At 63.2% G+C, this 16,045-nt stretch carries 15 protein-coding genes and 1 tRNA gene; 10 read left to right on the top strand and 6 right to left on the bottom strand.

Annotated elements, in window-relative coordinates; all coding sequences use genetic code 11:
• The first annotated feature begins 143 nt into the window (after positions 1-143).
• A complete protein-coding gene (locus J2S53_RS02630; RefSeq protein WP_456242681.1) occupies positions 144-512 on the top strand; it encodes a hotdog fold thioesterase in 369 nt (122 codons plus the stop codon).
• 138 nt (positions 513-650) lie between these two features.
• Here the strand turns inward: J2S53_RS02630 and J2S53_RS02625 are convergent, their stop codons facing one another.
• Complete coding sequence (locus J2S53_RS02625) at positions 651-1,280, bottom strand: ANTAR domain-containing response regulator (protein WP_092977390.1); 630 nt, start codon at positions 1,278-1,280, stop codon at positions 651-653.
• A gap of 278 nt (positions 1,281-1,558) precedes the next feature.
• Here J2S53_RS02625 and J2S53_RS02620 point away from each other — a divergent pair.
• A tRNA-Leu gene (locus tag J2S53_RS02620) sits at positions 1,559-1,632 on the top strand.
• A 1,184-nt stretch (positions 1,633-2,816) separates the two neighbouring features.
• Here J2S53_RS02620 and J2S53_RS02615 read toward each other — a convergent pair.
• Positions 2,817-4,745 (bottom strand): restriction endonuclease, encoded by a 1,929-nt coding sequence (locus tag J2S53_RS02615; protein WP_456239596.1) that lies wholly within the window; start codon positions 4,743-4,745, stop codon positions 2,817-2,819.
• An 860-nt stretch (positions 4,746-5,605) separates the two neighbouring features.
• On the opposite strand from J2S53_RS02615, the gene J2S53_RS02610 reads away from it, so the two are divergent.
• A complete protein-coding gene (locus tag J2S53_RS02610; RefSeq protein ID WP_456239595.1) occupies positions 5,606-5,989 on the top strand; it encodes a hypothetical protein in 384 nt (127 codons plus the stop codon).
• 51 nt (positions 5,990-6,040) lie between these two features.
• The gene (locus tag J2S53_RS02605) at positions 6,041-6,277 is read left to right on the top strand and encodes a hypothetical protein (protein WP_456239594.1); all 237 of its coding nucleotides are present in this window, start codon (positions 6,041-6,043) and stop codon (positions 6,275-6,277) included.
• A gap of 101 nt (positions 6,278-6,378) precedes the next feature.
• On the opposite strand, the gene J2S53_RS02600 is transcribed toward J2S53_RS02605, so the two are convergent.
• The 3 genes from J2S53_RS02600 to J2S53_RS02590 are packed head-to-tail and all read right to left on the bottom strand — an operon-like array spanning position 6,379 to position 7,678.
• Complete coding sequence (locus tag J2S53_RS02600; RefSeq protein WP_456239593.1) at positions 6,379-6,954, bottom strand: class IV adenylate cyclase; 576 nt, start codon at positions 6,952-6,954, stop codon at positions 6,379-6,381.
• 9 nt (positions 6,955-6,963) lie between these two features.
• The gene (locus J2S53_RS02595) at positions 6,964-7,395 is read right to left on the bottom strand and encodes a hypothetical protein (RefSeq protein ID WP_456239592.1); all 432 of its coding nucleotides are present in this window, start codon (positions 7,393-7,395) and stop codon (positions 6,964-6,966) included.
• Positions 7,346-7,678, bottom strand: coding sequence for a hypothetical protein (locus J2S53_RS02590; RefSeq protein ID WP_456242680.1), 333 nt, complete (start codon positions 7,676-7,678; stop codon positions 7,346-7,348). The genes J2S53_RS02595 and J2S53_RS02590 overlap by 50 nt, the downstream gene beginning before the upstream one ends.
• A gap of 500 nt (positions 7,679-8,178) precedes the next feature.
• Between J2S53_RS02590 and J2S53_RS02585 the strand changes: the two genes are divergently transcribed.
• Together J2S53_RS02585 and J2S53_RS02580 are read left to right on the top strand one after the other, a co-directional pair.
• Positions 8,179-8,577 (top strand): DUF6247 family protein, encoded by a 399-nt coding sequence (locus J2S53_RS02585; protein ID WP_456239591.1) that lies wholly within the window; start codon positions 8,179-8,181, stop codon positions 8,575-8,577.
• Entirely contained in the window at positions 8,577-8,816 is a 240-nt protein-coding gene (locus J2S53_RS02580) for a hypothetical protein (protein WP_456239590.1), read from the top strand. Before J2S53_RS02585 ends, J2S53_RS02580 begins: the two co-directional genes overlap by 1 nt.
• A 369-nt stretch (positions 8,817-9,185) precedes the next feature.
• Here J2S53_RS02580 and J2S53_RS02575 read toward each other — a convergent pair whose 3' ends face one another.
• Positions 9,186-10,610, bottom strand: coding sequence for a hypothetical protein (locus tag J2S53_RS02575; RefSeq protein ID WP_456239589.1), 1,425 nt, complete (start codon positions 10,608-10,610; stop codon positions 9,186-9,188).
• Between the two features lie 232 nt (positions 10,611-10,842).
• Here J2S53_RS02575 and J2S53_RS02570 point away from each other — a divergent pair, with 232 nt between their 5' ends.
• The 4 genes from J2S53_RS02570 to J2S53_RS02555 all read left to right on the top strand — a co-directional run bounded on the left by J2S53_RS02570 (position 10,843) and on the right by J2S53_RS02555 (position 16,037).
• On the top strand, positions 10,843-11,481 hold the full coding sequence (locus tag J2S53_RS02570) for a TetR/AcrR family transcriptional regulator (RefSeq protein WP_456239588.1): 639 nt from the start codon (positions 10,843-10,845) through the stop codon (positions 11,479-11,481).
• On the top strand, positions 11,478-12,689 hold the full coding sequence (locus tag J2S53_RS02565; protein ID WP_456239587.1) for an FAD-dependent oxidoreductase: 1,212 nt from the start codon (positions 11,478-11,480) through the stop codon (positions 12,687-12,689). The genes J2S53_RS02570 and J2S53_RS02565 overlap by 4 nt, the downstream gene beginning before the upstream one ends.
• 182 nt (positions 12,690-12,871) lie before the next feature.
• The gene (locus tag J2S53_RS02560) at positions 12,872-14,026 is read left to right on the top strand and encodes a low temperature requirement protein A (protein WP_456242679.1); all 1,155 of its coding nucleotides are present in this window, start codon (positions 12,872-12,874) and stop codon (positions 14,024-14,026) included.
• 814 nt (positions 14,027-14,840) lie between these two features.
• On the top strand, positions 14,841-16,037 hold the full coding sequence (locus J2S53_RS02555) for a sugar ABC transporter substrate-binding protein (RefSeq protein WP_456239586.1): 1,197 nt from the start codon (positions 14,841-14,843) through the stop codon (positions 16,035-16,037).
• Positions 16,038-16,045 lie beyond the last annotated feature (8 nt).

Raw genomic sequence — 16,045 nt, 5'->3', positions numbered from 1 at the left:
ACGGCATGCGAGTCTAGGCTTACCCCCCGACAGAGGTCGCGCGCAGGGCAGGAGTGTGAACAGTGACCGAGAACACCGATATCACGTCGCTGAACGGCGCGGAAGCGCTGGAGGCGGCGGCGACGGTTCCGCCCGAGGAACAACTGGGCAGTCGGATGGGCATAGCGGTGACCGAGTATGCCCCTGATCGTGTGGTCGGAACCATGCCGGTGGCGGGAAATCGGCAGCCCTACGGACTGCTGCACGGCGGCGCCAACGCGGTACTGGCCGAGCAGCTCGGCTCCATCGCGGCGGCACTGCACGCGGGAGCGGACCGGATCGCGGTGGGGTTGGAACTGTCCTGCACGCACCACCGGGCAGCGACCGAGGGAACGGTGACCGGGGTGGCGACGCCGTTGCACCGGGGTGGTGCCACGGCCACGTTCGAGATCGTCATCACCGACGAGCGCGGCAAACGTACCTGCTCGGCACGGTTGACCTGCGTGCTGCGCGACAAACCGCCCGCGAACTGAAGCGGCGTTCCGCGGCACGCCGCGTTCCGCGACGGCGGGGCCGTTCCGGAACCTGGCGGGGTCGCGCCAACCGCGAAACCTTGGGCCGTCCCCGCGGGGGATCCGCTCGTTCGGACCGCCGCGGGGTCGTGCACGGGCTCACTCCTCCGAGGACATGCTGTCGAGCACGGCCTGGGCGACCGCCTTCATGGTGGTGCGCCGGTCCATGGCGGTTCGCTGCAACCAACGGAACGACTCGGGCTCGGACATGTCGTGGTTGCTCATCAGCAGGCCCTTGGCCCGCTCGATCGTCTTCCGCGATTCCAGCCGCTCGGAGAGACTGGCGGCCTCGGCCTCCAGTGCCTGCACCTCGGTGAACCTGGAGACCGCCAGCTCGATGGCGGGAACCAGGTCCCGCTTGGCGAAGGGCTTGACCAGGTAGGCCATGGCTCCGGCGTCCTTGGCCCGCTCCACGAGGTCGCGCTGGCTGAAGGCGGTGAGGATCACCACGGGGGCGATGCGCTCACCCGCGATGGAGGAAGCGGCCTCGATGCCGTCCATCTTCGGCATCTTGACATCCAGGATCACCAGATCGGGACGCAGTTCCTCGGCGAGCCGCACCGCCTCCTCGCCGTCACCGGCCTCACCGACGACCTGATATCCCTCCTCGCGAAGCATCTCCACCAGATCGAGCCTGATCAGCGCCTCGTCCTCGGCTACGAGCACACGGTGCTGAGTAGCGTTCGTCGCACTCGCCGCGTTCGGCTCCTCGGCAGCCGGCGTGGTCACCGGATCCTCCTGGATGAGTCTCGGGTCTGCCGATGCGGTCGCATCGGAGCCTGCAGCTTATCGTCCTGCGCACCCCCACCACAGCGGCAGGGGCGCGGAAGCGGAACCCCGCGTCGGGCACGCCAGGCGGGCGAGCCGAAGGAGGATCCCGTCGGACGAAGCGGCGGGTCCGGCCGAGCCTCACCGGATGGTGGAGCCCCGACCTCGGGGCACGAAGAGAGCCGCCCACCCCGCTGTCGGGCAATGATCACCCCTACCGTATGCTGTACGCAGTAACGGCCCCCGTAGCCCAATAGGCAGAGGCGGCGGACTCAAAATCCGTGTAGTGTCCGTTCGAGTCGGACCGGGGGCACCCTGCACCACCATCAGAAGCTTGATGTTGCACTGAATGGACCAGCCTCGCCGCCTGTCGCTACAAACCTTCCGGCGGAATCGAGCTTTTCGATCGATGTTCGCAGCCGGTCCCACCCCGCAGCACGCGGACTCACCGCGCCCTTGGAGAAGCCACGAGGTGTTGCGCGGTTGGTCCGCACCGGAAATCCCGACGAGGGCCCCTCTGCTCTCGAACCTGCACCAGCACGCTGTTCACGAGCCCGATCAACCGGAGCATCGGCTATCCCTGGAGCAGCCAAGTGGAGACCGCGAGCATGCGAACAACACCGGTTGACGAGCGAAACTCTTCCCGCGAAGAGAACAACCCCGTGTTCTGGGTTTTTCTCTGGTCGCGGCCGCAACTTCCCGAAGGGACGGATCCGGCGCGGATAGGGTGGTCAAACGAAAGTCACGAGCTGACCGGATGTGACGTCCACCAGGCGATCGCGTGGGCACGTGCTAGCACTCCGGAAAACGGTGTGTATACGCTGCACCTCGCCCACGAGGAAATCGATGGGGCGACCACCCTGATTCGCATAGCCGGGACAGAGCCGACTCGGGAATAGGATCCCGCTGCACCCACTCGAGAAGTGCCGCACCACCACCCGCCAGACTCGGCGAGACGGAACCGACCAAGGCCAGACTCATCAGTCTGATCGTCGTCCATGGCGAGACCCTCTGGAAGAGTTTCGTAGGACAGATCGAAACGAACTGGAAGTCGAGCAATCTTCAGAAGTGCTCCAGCATGGGCCGCGAGCTACTCACTGAGCTGTGTTCCGATGAAGTGCGGAGCAACGAGGGCCTGTTCGCGTTCCTCCAGGGACTGCGCAGGCTCTCCGAGTTGGACAACGAGCGGGTGAACGCCGCGGGTGAATCCTGGGACACTTCATCGACCCCGGCGAGGACATACGGCACCCCGAGGACGTCGAAGTCAAAAGGGGCGTGCATCCTCCCTGCGATAAAAGCGGCCCGAATGAGCACCGGACCACGAGTGAACCATCCTGGTCCTATTGATCGAGGGCAACTTCTACGTCTACCTCGCCGACGGACAAGCCCTCCTCCAGCGCTAAGGTGACTACCTCGCCGGGGGCCAGGTGTTGAGCGCTCCTGGGAAGCCGAAGAATACTCCGTCGTCGTCACTGTCCGTTGTCCCTCTGCTTCTTGCTAACCTTTCCCCAAGCGGACGCCAAGGCCAGCCAACCTCCGCATGATGTTCACTGGCGCATCCGCAAGCTTATACTTGCTGTTGTTCTTCGTAGCGCCCCGGACGAGGTCATGAGAAAGCAATTGGAGGCATTCTTCAACGGCATTCTGCGTAGGCCGCGGAGACAACTCTTTTCGTAGTGCATAGTTCACATTCTCAAGGCTGATGTATCCTTCCATGAGCGGATCCTCCTCTTTGGCTTCTTCGTGCAGGAGCTCAACGATTTTTGCCAGCAACTCTACTGATCGCTCAGAGTCTGAGTACAATTCTTCAAGGTCGGTTAAATCATCTCCGTTCACTTGAAACAGTACTTGTAGATCTGACAGTGGCACCGGATGGGCAGTATGACGAACTAGGAGATTAACGAGATCATCGACAGTCATCAACGCAAATCTGTTGTTTTCAGCCCATTCTCGGATCCTGCCGCCAAAATCTGGTCCGATTACCATTCCAAAGTCCGCGTGATGACGCTTTTGATGATCCTTCAAAGCGTCAAACTTTACAAGATGCTCGGCGATCATACCGCTTGACGACGCTTTTGTTTCGATCATCGCACGGTACGAGTCCTTTGCTGGGAGTTCGGCGTCGATGACTACATCAGTGCGCCCCGCCCCTCCGACATGCCGAGAAGTAAACCCAAGGAAGGCAAATGCGGAAGCTACCGCCTTCTCAAATTCTTCGCTTTTCTCTCCGTTGTATCCACACTCTCGAAGATCGGAGACAATTGAATTTTCTTGAGTTGTGTAGGTAGCATCCCCTGAGAGCTCGGAAGATTCCTCTTCTGGTGCTTTATTGGTTGGCAGATCGAGTGCCAACTCAGCCGCTAGGAGCTTTCCAATAGGAGAAACGCGGTACCGAGTCCAGTCGATCCTCTCCACCAGGCCGGCACCAGATAAGAATCCCATTCGAGTTCGAATCTCGCCCTTGTCAAGACGAGTTAAACTAAACTCTTTGTTTGCGATGCGCGCGACCTCAGGAACAGGCGTAGGTTCATCAAGAATACTGAGTATTTCTCCGATGAAGCAGTAGCGCGAATGGAGGTAACGGATGAAGTCGACTTCGTTTCCGAGATTCAGTAGTTCTGCGACATCAGGCACTGGACCGTACTGACCGAAGGCCACCATGTCCATAATACCTAATTGTCGCATTGTTTGTATTGTTTGGTTTGCCGAGGTCTTCTTGATTCCAAGGCGAGTTGCGCATCGTCTATAATACTCGCCAACATCGACACTATCCCCTACCAGAGACAGGAGATTTCTAATAGCCTCAAATGGGGATTGCGAAGAAGAGGTCGAATTATGACCGCGAGCATTTCGACCTCTGGGTATATACCCGATAAGGTCTCTACGTTGGCCAGCACTCTTCGAGATTAGGTTCAAAACAACGTCACCTGGATCAGGCAGAGTAGCAGTCTTGTCGTTGGGTGATGCCATAGTTCCATTGGCTTCCTCTGGGGATGCAAGCGATACCCTATCAAGAAAGGACTGTCCAGCTTCCGTAATTACAAACCTGGAAATGCCCCATCGCTCGAGGAGTCCAAGTACTTCGAGCCATGAAATTCGCCGGTATAGCTGGTCTGTGCTCGTCCAGTTAAGTCCGTACTCTTGAGCAATCGCGATGAGGTTATCTTTAGTGTGGCACCCCTCGATTCGTTCTAGGAGCTCACCAAAGAGCTTCACGTTGTTGTGTATATAGACGGCAAATTCCACATCATCCTGGTTGGACAGCCATATCCGTACCGGTTCTGTCGCTTCCCAACTTCCATCGGTCTCTCGGCGAACGAGTTGTCCGCGAGTTAGCTGAGCCGAACAGAGGTCGTCGACCTGCACGGTGACCTCTTTGCCAGAACCGTTCTTGATTGCGATGAAGGTACCGGAATCAGCCGGCAACTGTTCGAATATCCGACGCAGAGTGTCGCGACGTTCTGTCTTCTTTCCGGGGACGTAGCCGATCGTATTAGACCGCTCTGCCCAAGGCCGAGTCTCCTGCACCGCTTACCTTTCCCACTGTTGTTTCGTTCCATCCCTCGGAGGGACCCAAGCTGATCAGGAAGATACCAACGGTCACCGACAGTGTGATCATGTCATATGGCACGCGATCGGGGACGCTCGCTCCAGCACTTCGGAGCAGGCGCTGCATATGGATAGGCTCTTGATCACCTTCTCAGGTGCCTGTGTGCCCAATGCGTGCCACCGTGCAGGTTGTTCGACGATGTTCGCGTTTCCGGGTGCAGGTCATGGGGTTGTGGTGTGTGATCGATCATGAGCCTGTAAATCAGCCACCGCAATCGTGCGGTACCTACAACACTATTTCACGCTCGCTTTATACGCTGGCTGGTCACACCACCTATCTCCAGCGCTCCGAACCATCGAGTGGGACATCAACACACAACCAATACACGGACAAACCGAGCCGAGCGTCAGCATCACCACAGGTCACGGGCACGATCGCGGAACCACTCAAAATCCGTGTAGTGTCCGTTCGAGTCGGACCGGGGGCACCTTTCATCGCAGTTCATAGGGCTATGGAAGATCCCACAGGAGATCCAACTCCCTTTTCCCACCCTCTTTCAGCACTTCAAAGATCCAGATGTCGGTCCAAGCTGGCCTTCTCCATGACCGACATCTGTCAAACTCTTACACTCAGTGCCTGACGAGTCGTCCAGTGGCGCACCTCACTGCTGCTCGCCCCGTCCGGGGTCGCCATGAAACGCGGCACGGTCGACGGGGTCACGTTCAAGGTCCACAACGTGCGCTCTGAAGCTTCTACCAACTCGCTGGGTAACGCCACGCCTTCGCCCGAAGGTCAGCGGTTCGTGGCCTTCGACATGGACGTGACCAACAACAGCGGCGAGGAACGCTCGGCCCTCGGGGTGTCCGAGTCCCGCATCCACGTGGGCAGGGCGGAGCTTCACATGGACGTCGACGCGCCCACGCTGCCAACCACGTTCCTGCCCGGTGATCGCGTCACCTCCACGCATTTCGTCGCGGTGGACTGCACCGCCAAGCAGCTGCGCATCACGGCAGGACTCGACATGGGGGCAGAACCAGCAGTTGCAGTACCCGGTGCGAAACCCGCACTTCCGGGGTCCACTGCCGCAGGAGCAGCCGCGGCCCGCCTCGGGGCCCGCTGAGGAGTACTCGCCCCCGAACCCCGGGACCCCGCCACAGCAGCCACGGAGATGATGACTCTGGCCGTGACTTTGGGAGAGTACTCGCACGGCGAACTCGACACCGCCAAGGCCCACGGCAAGAACCCTGTCTGCCCCGACGGCAAACTCTCCCTCGGCAAGCCGCATTCGGGCCCGAACAAGCAGGGCACCCGAATGATGCGACTGCGCTGCCCGTACTGCGGCTACACCGTCCGCACCACCGCGAAATGGCCGGAATACGGCAACCCCGCTCCGCCGGGGAAGAAATGACCCCGTGAGTGTTCTTCTCCGGACACGATGAGGGACGAGTCCTCGTCCCTCATACACACACGTCGAGTCCCCGACCGTGGCAGGCCGGGGGTTGATGTAGATCAATCGACGTTGGCTGTCCGGGCCCGTCGTGCCGCCACCGCATCGGTGTACTGCTCGGTGATAAGATCGTCCTCGACGACGCCCAACGAGTGCAGGACCGCGCGTACCACCGCCAAGCCGGCTGGGACATCCTCGGGCCGCCCGACCTGGGTTTCGACTTCGAGGAAGGTTCCCTCCAGCTCAGGAACGTGCACCAGAGTCGCGAGCAGCTCGTAGCCGCTTTCGGTGAACCGGTAGTTGCGGCAGTGCTTGCTGAACGCGATTCGTTCGATGAGTCCGAGACCGCTCAACAGCGCTGCTACAGAAGCCCCATCGGCGACCTCGGTCTCGTGCTCGGGTTTGGAGCCGCTGGTGTGCACGGCGGGTTCCTTGAAGGTCAACACGGTTTTCGCGGAGCGTTCATCCTCCACGGTCCGCAGCCGCACCTCGTAGTCTTGGGCGGTTAGTTCTCCGGTCGGCTGGTCGAAGTACCGATCCCGGTAGGTCTGCACCTGTTCCTCAGCGCGCGAGGCCAGTCGCTCGTGTACCGCATCCGGATGACGGACATGTGCTTTCAGTTCGGCCTCTACTGCCACGGTGACTCCCTACACGATCCGAACGGCCTGGTTGCGCAGCTCATGGGTGAACCTGCGAAAGCCTCGGTGTAACGCGCCGTGCGAACTTTCCGCAATCTTGTACATGCGTGAAGTGTGTCCCTCGTGGTTCTCACCGAAGGCGGACACGAACTGAACATCGTCCAGAGTCAACACTCGCCAAGTCGGGAGCATGTCGTAGAAATACACTCGCACATCAGTGTGCGTGCTCAGCTCTTCGAGACGCGCGACGCTGAACTCTATACCTGATTTGAACACTCCCCAGCTCTCGCCGACCTCTCTGGCACGACGCTGCGCTGCTTCGCCATTCGGGTCAAGCAACATAGCACTCACTGTCGGGCAACCACGACTGACGACTGACCGAAGCAGGGAGTCATTCATCGCGACAATGCCCAGCCCGCGCACCGCCACGATCTCTATCATGCTCGCGGTGGCAGCTGCCCGCTGAATATCCGAGACGGCGTTGGACTGTGATGGAAACGTCGCCAGCTGTTCCCAGGTGATCCACTCCCAAAGGACGTACTGGCGCCAACCCGAACAGAACTCGCACCTCGTCAGGCATATTCAGACCATCGGCGATGCGTTCGTAGACGTCGAAGGCGGTAATTCGACGTGAGCCATTCACGATCTCACTGACACGTCCTTGAAGGATGTCAGTGGCACTGGAAAGCTGAGACTGCGTAGCTCCGGCCGAACGTTGCAACACGCGGAAGAGCTCTCCAACGTCACGATCGCGGCACGCTTTCCGCAGGTCGTCGCGTTTCCACACCGGTTCAGGAACGTTGAGCGAGTTCCACACGAGCGTGATCTTCTCACCATGAGAACCCCGAGTTGGAATTGGGACATCCCCTCACCGTGCCGATGCTGGAAGTGATGAAAGTGGCAACGGCGCACATCGGCCGGGATTGACCCGGTCGGTGTTGGAGGAGATGGAGCACGACATGCTCGACATGGACCCGCCGGAGGACAGGCACACGGTCTACCGGTTCACGCCCGAGGGGAATGGCTGCAACACGCGACATTGACGCAGCCTCCAGAAGAGGGCGGGCCGGTCGACACGCTCGGCGGGCGCGGCTCCCGCACAGCACCCCCCGAACTCCGGCACCCGAATGCGCCACACCCAGCAGTTCAGCCCCCAGTGCTTCGACGCCTATCCGCACTTGCCCACGTCCACCCCCGGACGGAAGCCCACGAAAGGAGAAAGGATTGGCTCCCCCCTTCCCACGTGAAGCCCGGTGCATCCGCGAGGCCCTGGACCGCACCGACCCGCAACGACGTGCCGAGTTTGACCGCGACTTCCAGGAAGCGCTGCGAAAAGTCGCCGAGGACTACAACACCGGCCACATCGACACCGTGCTCGACGACTGGTGGGGCACGGCCATCCTCGCCGAATACCCACCCACCGAGGAAGAAGAAGCGATCAAAGCCCGCGCCGACCGCGGTGACTTCTCCGGCCTGATCCGAGTCGACGAAACCGGTCTCGAATGGCGCGAGGACGCACACGGCAACCTGTGGCGCACCGACGACAACGGCGAGCTGTGGCGGGGGACCCCCGACGGCAAACGGGAAAAGGTGGAGGCGAACACGACTCCGGAGGAGAACTGATGGCCCGTCACTTCATCCAATGGAGCGATGTTCCCCGAGAAGCATATCGGGCTCTGCCAACCAAGCAGCGCAAAGCTGTCGACAAGCGCATGGAGCAGGTCGCGGAAAACCCTCGGGACGACAGCAGATACGACAAGAAGACGGACCGATGGAGCACCACCGCTGACAACGGCGCCATCCTGATCGTGTTCGCACTCCACGACGAGACCCTGCGCATCACCATCCTGCGCCTGTTCTGACACCTCCCTGACGACCCCGAACTCGGCCGCTCGTGCGTGAGCGGCCGATCACGAATTCTGCGGTTGTTCCCGGCTCGGTGCGGGTCTGTGCGGATGTTCACGGCACATACACGGCAAAGTTTTCGCCTTATGTATCGCCCGGTTCCTCCAAGAACTTCTGAATCCGGTTTCGTGCCGCTTCTTCCTACCCGGTCAGTACCCTGGCGTAGATCTGGAGCAGCACGTTGCCGCTGTGTCCGGCTCATTCGGCCACCTGGGTGAGTGGCACTCCGGCGGTCAGCCAGCTGGACACGACGGCGTGCCCGAAGATCATAGGGCCGCTTGACCAGTGGGGATGCGAACTCAGCCGGTTGTACAGCATCCCGAAGCTCATAGCCCCTCGAAGCACTGTTCCCACAGCCACTTCGGTGGTCCGTATGACGCACGCACGGTCAACTCGGTTATGTCACCTTCGCCCGTGGCTCCGAACGGACTCCAGCGAATCGCTGTTTCCTCGTTCGTATCCGTTCCCCAGGGGCGGGTCGAGCCGCGCCATATCCCGTCATCGAGTGCGTTCATCAGTCCGTCCAGCACCCGACGGTGATCCCTTCCGAAGGTATGCATCGACGCCTGTGCTCGGTACTTACCGGTATCGCACTCGCTCGTTTCCTCGGGGATCACCCACGTTTCCTCGGCGGAAACACGGGGCCGGATATCGTCCAGCAGGTTCCGAAGCGCGTTCTCGGCAACAGCGCCCCGGGAGCAACGCACCTCGGCGCTGACAACGAGCCAGACCTGCCCCAGGACATCCCGCAAGCCACTGAACACTTCGACAAATTCGGATAGCTGCTCATCGGTGAGGTCGTCCTCCGGCAGGTCGTCCTCCTCGGGGTCCTCATCCGACTCGAATCGTGAGGTGCTGTTGTCGACGATTCCGAGCGGATCGGCACCGAGCCGCACGTAGATCCCCTCGAACCACCGGGCACCCGTCGAATTCCCCCGAGTTCGTGGGTTCCGCACCACTCCGATCGATTCCCGGGGCCACTGTTCGACGATGGCACTGTCCTCCGGAATCCCGAAGAAGCGGGCCGTATCCCGTCCCGCGGCCAGCATTCGCTCTTCCCGATTCGTACTCGCGTCGCTCGCGACGGTGCCGAGCAGTGCCGCGTGATACCCGTCCTCCGCACGAGCACCGGCCGGTAGTAGTTCGACCGCCTGCCCGCCCCATTCGTACAGCGGCTGGCGTAGCAACCCCACGGCCGTGGTCAGATCCGCGGCCGCGAGCCACAGCTGTGTACGAACCACCACCTCGTCCGGCTGGTCGGCGGCATCCGCGAACACCGAATGCACCCGCCCCGAATCGTAGGTCTCACGGCTCCGGAACGGGTAATCCGCTTCCGGGTAATCCGCACGTGCGTGCTTCGCGGTGAACCCCGATACCGAGGACACGGTCACACCCATTTTCGGAAAGAACCGAGGTGGCGCCACGAGATCGGCGAAGACCTCGCTCTCGTCCTCTTCCTCGTCCCCGATGATGCTGTACCGGTCTTCCGAGAACCTGAACTTCTCGAGAGCCGGACAAGCGGCGGCGAGCAACGAATCGCCGATCGAGGACGAAGAATCACGGGACGTCACCGAAGTAACGACGGAGCTGTATCCCGGCCCGTCCTCCTCGATCCCTCTCGATCCCACACGAAGCGTCGAGCACTCCAACATCTCGGCGATCGAACAAGATCTGTCCAGTGCTTCGGTGATCGTGTCGGCATCGACATCCAAATGGACCGAAGTCACCACGTCGTTATCGTCGAAGCGCATTCCATCCCCGAATTACTCCCCTTGCTCCGCATTCCGTGTTCACCTTTCCGGCGTTTTCCCACGCGGGACAACGTATACCGGCCGGTACGTGTCGAGCAAAGCATTTCGACGGAGCCGCGCATCGGGCGCCGGGCGCCCCTCGACCCAGTGGCACGCCGAGAGGTACGGTCGGAATTGGGCATCTGCCCAAGGCGAATGCCCAAAATGATCGGAAGAAACAGGTGGTGCCGACATGGCCGCGACGGCTAAGGAGCGAGGACGCGAGGCGCGCGAACGGTTGCTGCGCGCGGCGGCGGAGCTGATCACCGAACGCGGCTGGAACGGGGTGACCACTCGCGCGGTGGCCGAGCGAGCCGGAGTGACCGCCGGCATAGTGCACTACCACTTCGACTCGGTGGACGCGCTGCTGACGGAAACGACCATCGGAACGATGCGTGCGGCAACCGCGTGGCTCAAGACAGCCCTCGAGCGGGTGGGTAGCGCGGACGAAGCACTGACGACTCTACTCGCCGCGCTGGATTCCTACGGTGGAAACGATCCGGAATCGGTGCTGTTCGTGGAGGCTTACCTCGCCGCCACACGCGATCCCGGCTTGCGGGAGCGGATCAGCGCTGTGCTCACCGAGCTTCGCACGGCACTGACCGGCCGATTCACCGAACACGGCATCACCGACGCCGAAGCCACAGCCGCGGTAGTGGTCGCGAGCCTCGACGGCCTGGTGATGCACCGCGCCCTGAACCCCGCGCTCACCGCCGGGAGCGTACGAGCCGTGCTGCGCAGGCTGCTCACCACCGAGCACGACGGCGAGGGCGACCGACACGACGAGACCGCCGACGGCGACGCGAGCACCGAGAAGGGAGACCGCTCGTGAAAGCGATCATCTGCGGAGCGGGCATCGCCGGACTCACCCTGGCGCGACGACTGAACACTCTGGGCTGGCACGTGGTGCTGTTGGAACGAGCACCCGGTCCGCGCACGCAGGGCTACATGATGGACTTCTTCGGTCCCGGCTACGACGCCGCCGAGGCGATGGGATTACTGCCGAGATTGCACGAACTCGGCTACCAGGTCTCGGAGGCGTGTCTCGTCGACCGGAACGGCCGCACCCGCGCTCGGCTCGACTTCGAGCGGTTCTCCCGGGCGGTGAACAGTCGCATGGTGAACATCCCGCGTCCGGACCTGGAACTGGCGTTGCGGGAAAGCCTTCCCACCGAAGTGGACCTTCGATTCTCGGTCGGTCCCGTTCACGTCGACAACCGTTCCGACGGGGTGAGCGTGACGCTGAGCGACGGTCGGGTGCTGCACGCGGACCTGCTGGTCGGCGCGGACGGTGTTCATTCCACGGTACGAACGCTGGTGTTCGGCGACGAACGAAACCACCTGCGGTATCTCGGTTTCCATACCGCCGCGTTCACCTTCCACTCCCCAGAGATCCGCGCCCGTCTGGAGGATCGTTACTGCCTCACCGACACCGTCGACCGCCAGATCGGGCTGTACGGCCTGCGCGACGACAGGGTCGCGGTGTTCGCCGTCCACCGCACGGGCGATCCCACGCTGCCCACCGACCGCCACGCCGCGCTGCTCGACGACTACGGTTCGCTGGAGTGGCTCGTTCCCGAGGCGCTGGCCCATTGCCCGCCGTCCGAGGACGTGTACTACGACCAGGTCGCGCAGATCGAGACGTCCCGCTGGCACCGCGGTCGCGTGGTATTGGTCGGTGATGCCTGCCACGCAGTGTCGCTGCTGGCGGGCCAGGGTGCCTCACTGGGACTGGCCGGTGCGTACGTACTCGCCGACCGACTGCGGCGTGCCGCATCGATCGAGGACGGACTCGGGGACTACGAACGGGTGTGGCGACCGGTGGTCGAGGAGAAGCAGCGGACCGCGCGCGGCGGCGTGCGCTGGTTCCTGCCACACACGACCGCGCAACTGACACTGCGCCGGATCGTGCTCGGTCTGTCCCGGCTACCCGGCATGCACCGCCTTGTGGCGCGCTCGCAGATCGGCAAGCCGGTAACGACCATCACCGAGCTCGGCCAGCAGGGTGACACCACCACGGGCCACTCGGCACGGCGATGAGCGATGCGTGGGAGTCGGAGACCGCGAGGACGACGGAGACACGGCGGGCTCCGCAGGTGTCCGGGCCGATGACGGGAGCAATTTAGAATGCCCGTTGACACGAGCGGACCGACTTCGGGAAGGAACCAGTGAGCCAGCAGGAGCCCACTCCCCCGCCAGCAGCACGACCACAACCACGTCTGATGCGTCAGGAGGGTGCGCGGCGCTCCGAGGTCGCGCCGATCGAGCTCTTCTTCGACCTGGTATACGTCTTCGCGATCGTCCAGGTGTCGCACACGCTGCTGTCCCACCTGAGCTGGCTGGGAGTGCTGGAGGTGGCCCTGCTCTTCGGGGCCGTGTGGTGGGCCTGGAACTACTCGGCCTGGGCGATGAACTGGCTGGATCCGAGCAGTGGGCTCGTTCGGGTCCTCAACGGACTGCTGATGCTCGCCGCGCTGGGCATGTCGCTCGGGTTGCCGCACGCCTTCGCCGAGGACGGCCTGTTGTTCGCCGCCTGCTACGTGGGCGCCCAGGTCGGGCGCGCGGCGTTCATGGCCGTGGCGCTGCGTGGGCACGTACTCGGGAAGAACTACACGAACCTGCTCGCCTGGAGCGCTTCGGCAGGCGTGCTCTGGCTCGTCGGCGCGTTTCTCGACCCCACCGCACGACTGGTCGTCTGGCTGGTCGCGCTGGTCGTGGACGTGGCGGCACCACGATTCGAGTTCCGCTTCCCCGGTCTGGGAACGGCGCCGATGCACACCTGGCCCACCGACCCGGAACACCTCGCCGAGCGCAACCGTGGCGTGTTCATCATCGCGCTGGGTGAGTCCATCCTGATCATGGGGTTCACGCTCTCCGAACTGGAGCCGATCACCGTCCGCGCGGTCGTGGCCACACTGCTCGGTTTCGTCGGACTGTTCGTGCTGTGGTGGGCCTACTTCGCGCTGGCCGGGCAGGACACGCAGGCCAGTCGGGGCGACGCGAGCACCAGTGCGCTGCGTTCGGCGTTCGCCTACGCCCACGCGCTGATGGTGGCGGGTGCGATCGTCGTGGCCGTCTCGATCGAACTGCGCATCAGCCATGCCGAGACCGACCCGGCGGTGGTGCTGACCACTGTAGGGGGTCCACTGGTCTATCTGGCCGGCAACATCCTGTTCCTGCGTTCACGAACCGGTTCGGTGGCCCGCGCCCGTTACGTGGCGGCGACGGGGCTGGTCGTGATCGGTGTCATCGGCCTGGTACTCGGCCACACGGTTCCCTCGCTCGCCATCGGGCTGGCCACCGTGGCGGTCATGGGGACGCTGGCCGTGGTCACCCAGCTCACGTCGAAGTCGGGTTCCTCGGAGACCGCGGCGTGATCGCACCTCTCGGCGCGGGGCGGGTGTGACCCGGCGACGGCCCTTCCCGAGCTGACGCACCGCACTCCCACCTCCGGCGCCCAGCTGCTCGACGAGCGGCGCCTCCTCCGGCTCACGGAGCCACCGACCGCTCCACGGTGGTCCGGTGGCTCCCACGGCTCTACCTGAGTCGTGACGCGTTTCCGGACGAGCGATCGGTCGACGTCCAGCGCCATTCGACACGACTCTCCATTGACGTGATGCCGATCACTGTCTACTGTGCTGTCGAAGCGCTTCGAAAAGCGGAAGTTCGTTCGGTGCGGATGAGAACAACTTATGCCAACGGTCGCCGATCTCGCCCGACAAGCCGGTACACCGATGAGCACCACGTCCTCCGACGCCGGCGGAGAGCGGTTCACCCCGGAGGACACGGGCGACCGTGCGGGTCGGGGTGTTCACCGCTGGACGCACCCGCCACGACAGGGTTCGCGGACACCGAAACCTCCCACCGACGTGAGCGCCGTTGAGCTTCCGCCCCAGCGGCGAGGAGAACATGCCGGTGACGCCCGAGCGAGCGGGAACGCGGGCTCGGGGCCTCGCACGCTCCCCCGAGCGGACGAGGCGACGGAACCACGGCACCTCGCGACCGACAGGAACGCCACGGGACCGGAAGAAGGTGGCAACGGTGCGATTACCGGCAAGCATAATCGAATCGCTTCGACAACCTCGCTTCGGAGGAAGCGGAATCGACCGTTCGGCGGAGAGCGGAAGGGCCACGGCGGGCTCGGACGGGCACGGGGCACGCGGTCCCCGGTGGCCCCGTCCGAGAGCCAGGATGGTCACCTTCGGCCTGGCGCTGCTGTTGGTCACCGCGGGCTGCACGGGCGGGGTGAGCTCCCGGCCCGCTGACGTGGTCGTCGAGCTCGACCACTACACCAGCGCCGAGGCAGGTCGCCAGTTCCGTTCGGTGCTGGACCGGTGCGCCGAACGGTTCGGGCTGCGCATCCGCAGGCAGAACGTCCCGGTCGATCAGCTCATGCCCAAGGTCCTCCGGGACGCCACGGCCCATTCCCTTCCCGATCTGCTGTTCGTGGACAACCCCGATCTGAAGACCGTGGCCAAAACGGGAGCGCTCACCGAGCTGAGCCAGTACGGGCTCAGCGGCGAGGGGTTCTACCCCGGCATCGTCGAAGCCGGCAGCTACCGGGGAAAGCTCTACGGCCTGGCACCCGGGGTGAACGGGCTCGCGCTGTTCTACAACCGCACCATGTTCGAACGGGCCGGACTGGAGCCACCGGAAACCTGGCAGGAGATGCGAAGCGCGGCCGGGGAGTTGACCGAGGGCTCGACCCACGGAATCGCGTTCTCGGCGCTCGCCTCCGAAGAGGGATCCTGGCAGTTCGAACCCTTCCTGTGGAGCAACGGAGGCTCGCTCGACTCCCTGGACTCGCGGCGGTCCGTCCAGGCGCTGGAGTTCTGGGCCGGTTTGGTCGAGGACGGCCTGGCATCGAGATCGGTGGTCAACTGGAACCAGAACGACGTCATCGACCGCTTCGCCGGTGGAAACGCCGCGATGATGATCAACGGCTCCTGGTCGTTGTCCTCATTGGATGATTCCGGGGTGGACTACGGCATCGTCACGCTCCCGACGCCGAGTACGGACATCGCCCCGAAGGTGCCGCTGGGTGGTGAGGTCGGCGCGATCCCGGAGACGACCCCGGAGCGGCAGCGCGATGCCGCTCGGGTGCTGGGCTGCATGCTCGAGCGGGACAACATGCTGGATTGGACGAGCGACCACGCCTACGTACCGGCACGCACGAAGGTGGCCGAGCAGTACGCCGCGGACCGTCCGGTCATGAAACCGTTCGTCGAGGAGGTGGCAACCGGCCGGGCCCGCACCGCCGAGCTGGGACCGCGCTACCGCGAGGTCTCACAGGGGTTGGCCGACGCGATCCAGGCCACGATCGCGGGATCGACCAGTCCGCGAGAAGCATTGGAACGGGCGGCACGCATCGCGGCGAACGCGGACTGACGTCGACG

Source organism: Actinopolyspora lacussalsi (assembly GCA_030803735.1).
Lineage (GTDB): Bacteria > Actinomycetota > Actinomycetes > Mycobacteriales > Pseudonocardiaceae > Actinopolyspora > Actinopolyspora lacussalsi.
Note: the sequence above shows the minus strand (reverse complement) of the source record. Positions and strands in the feature narration are given on the sequence as shown.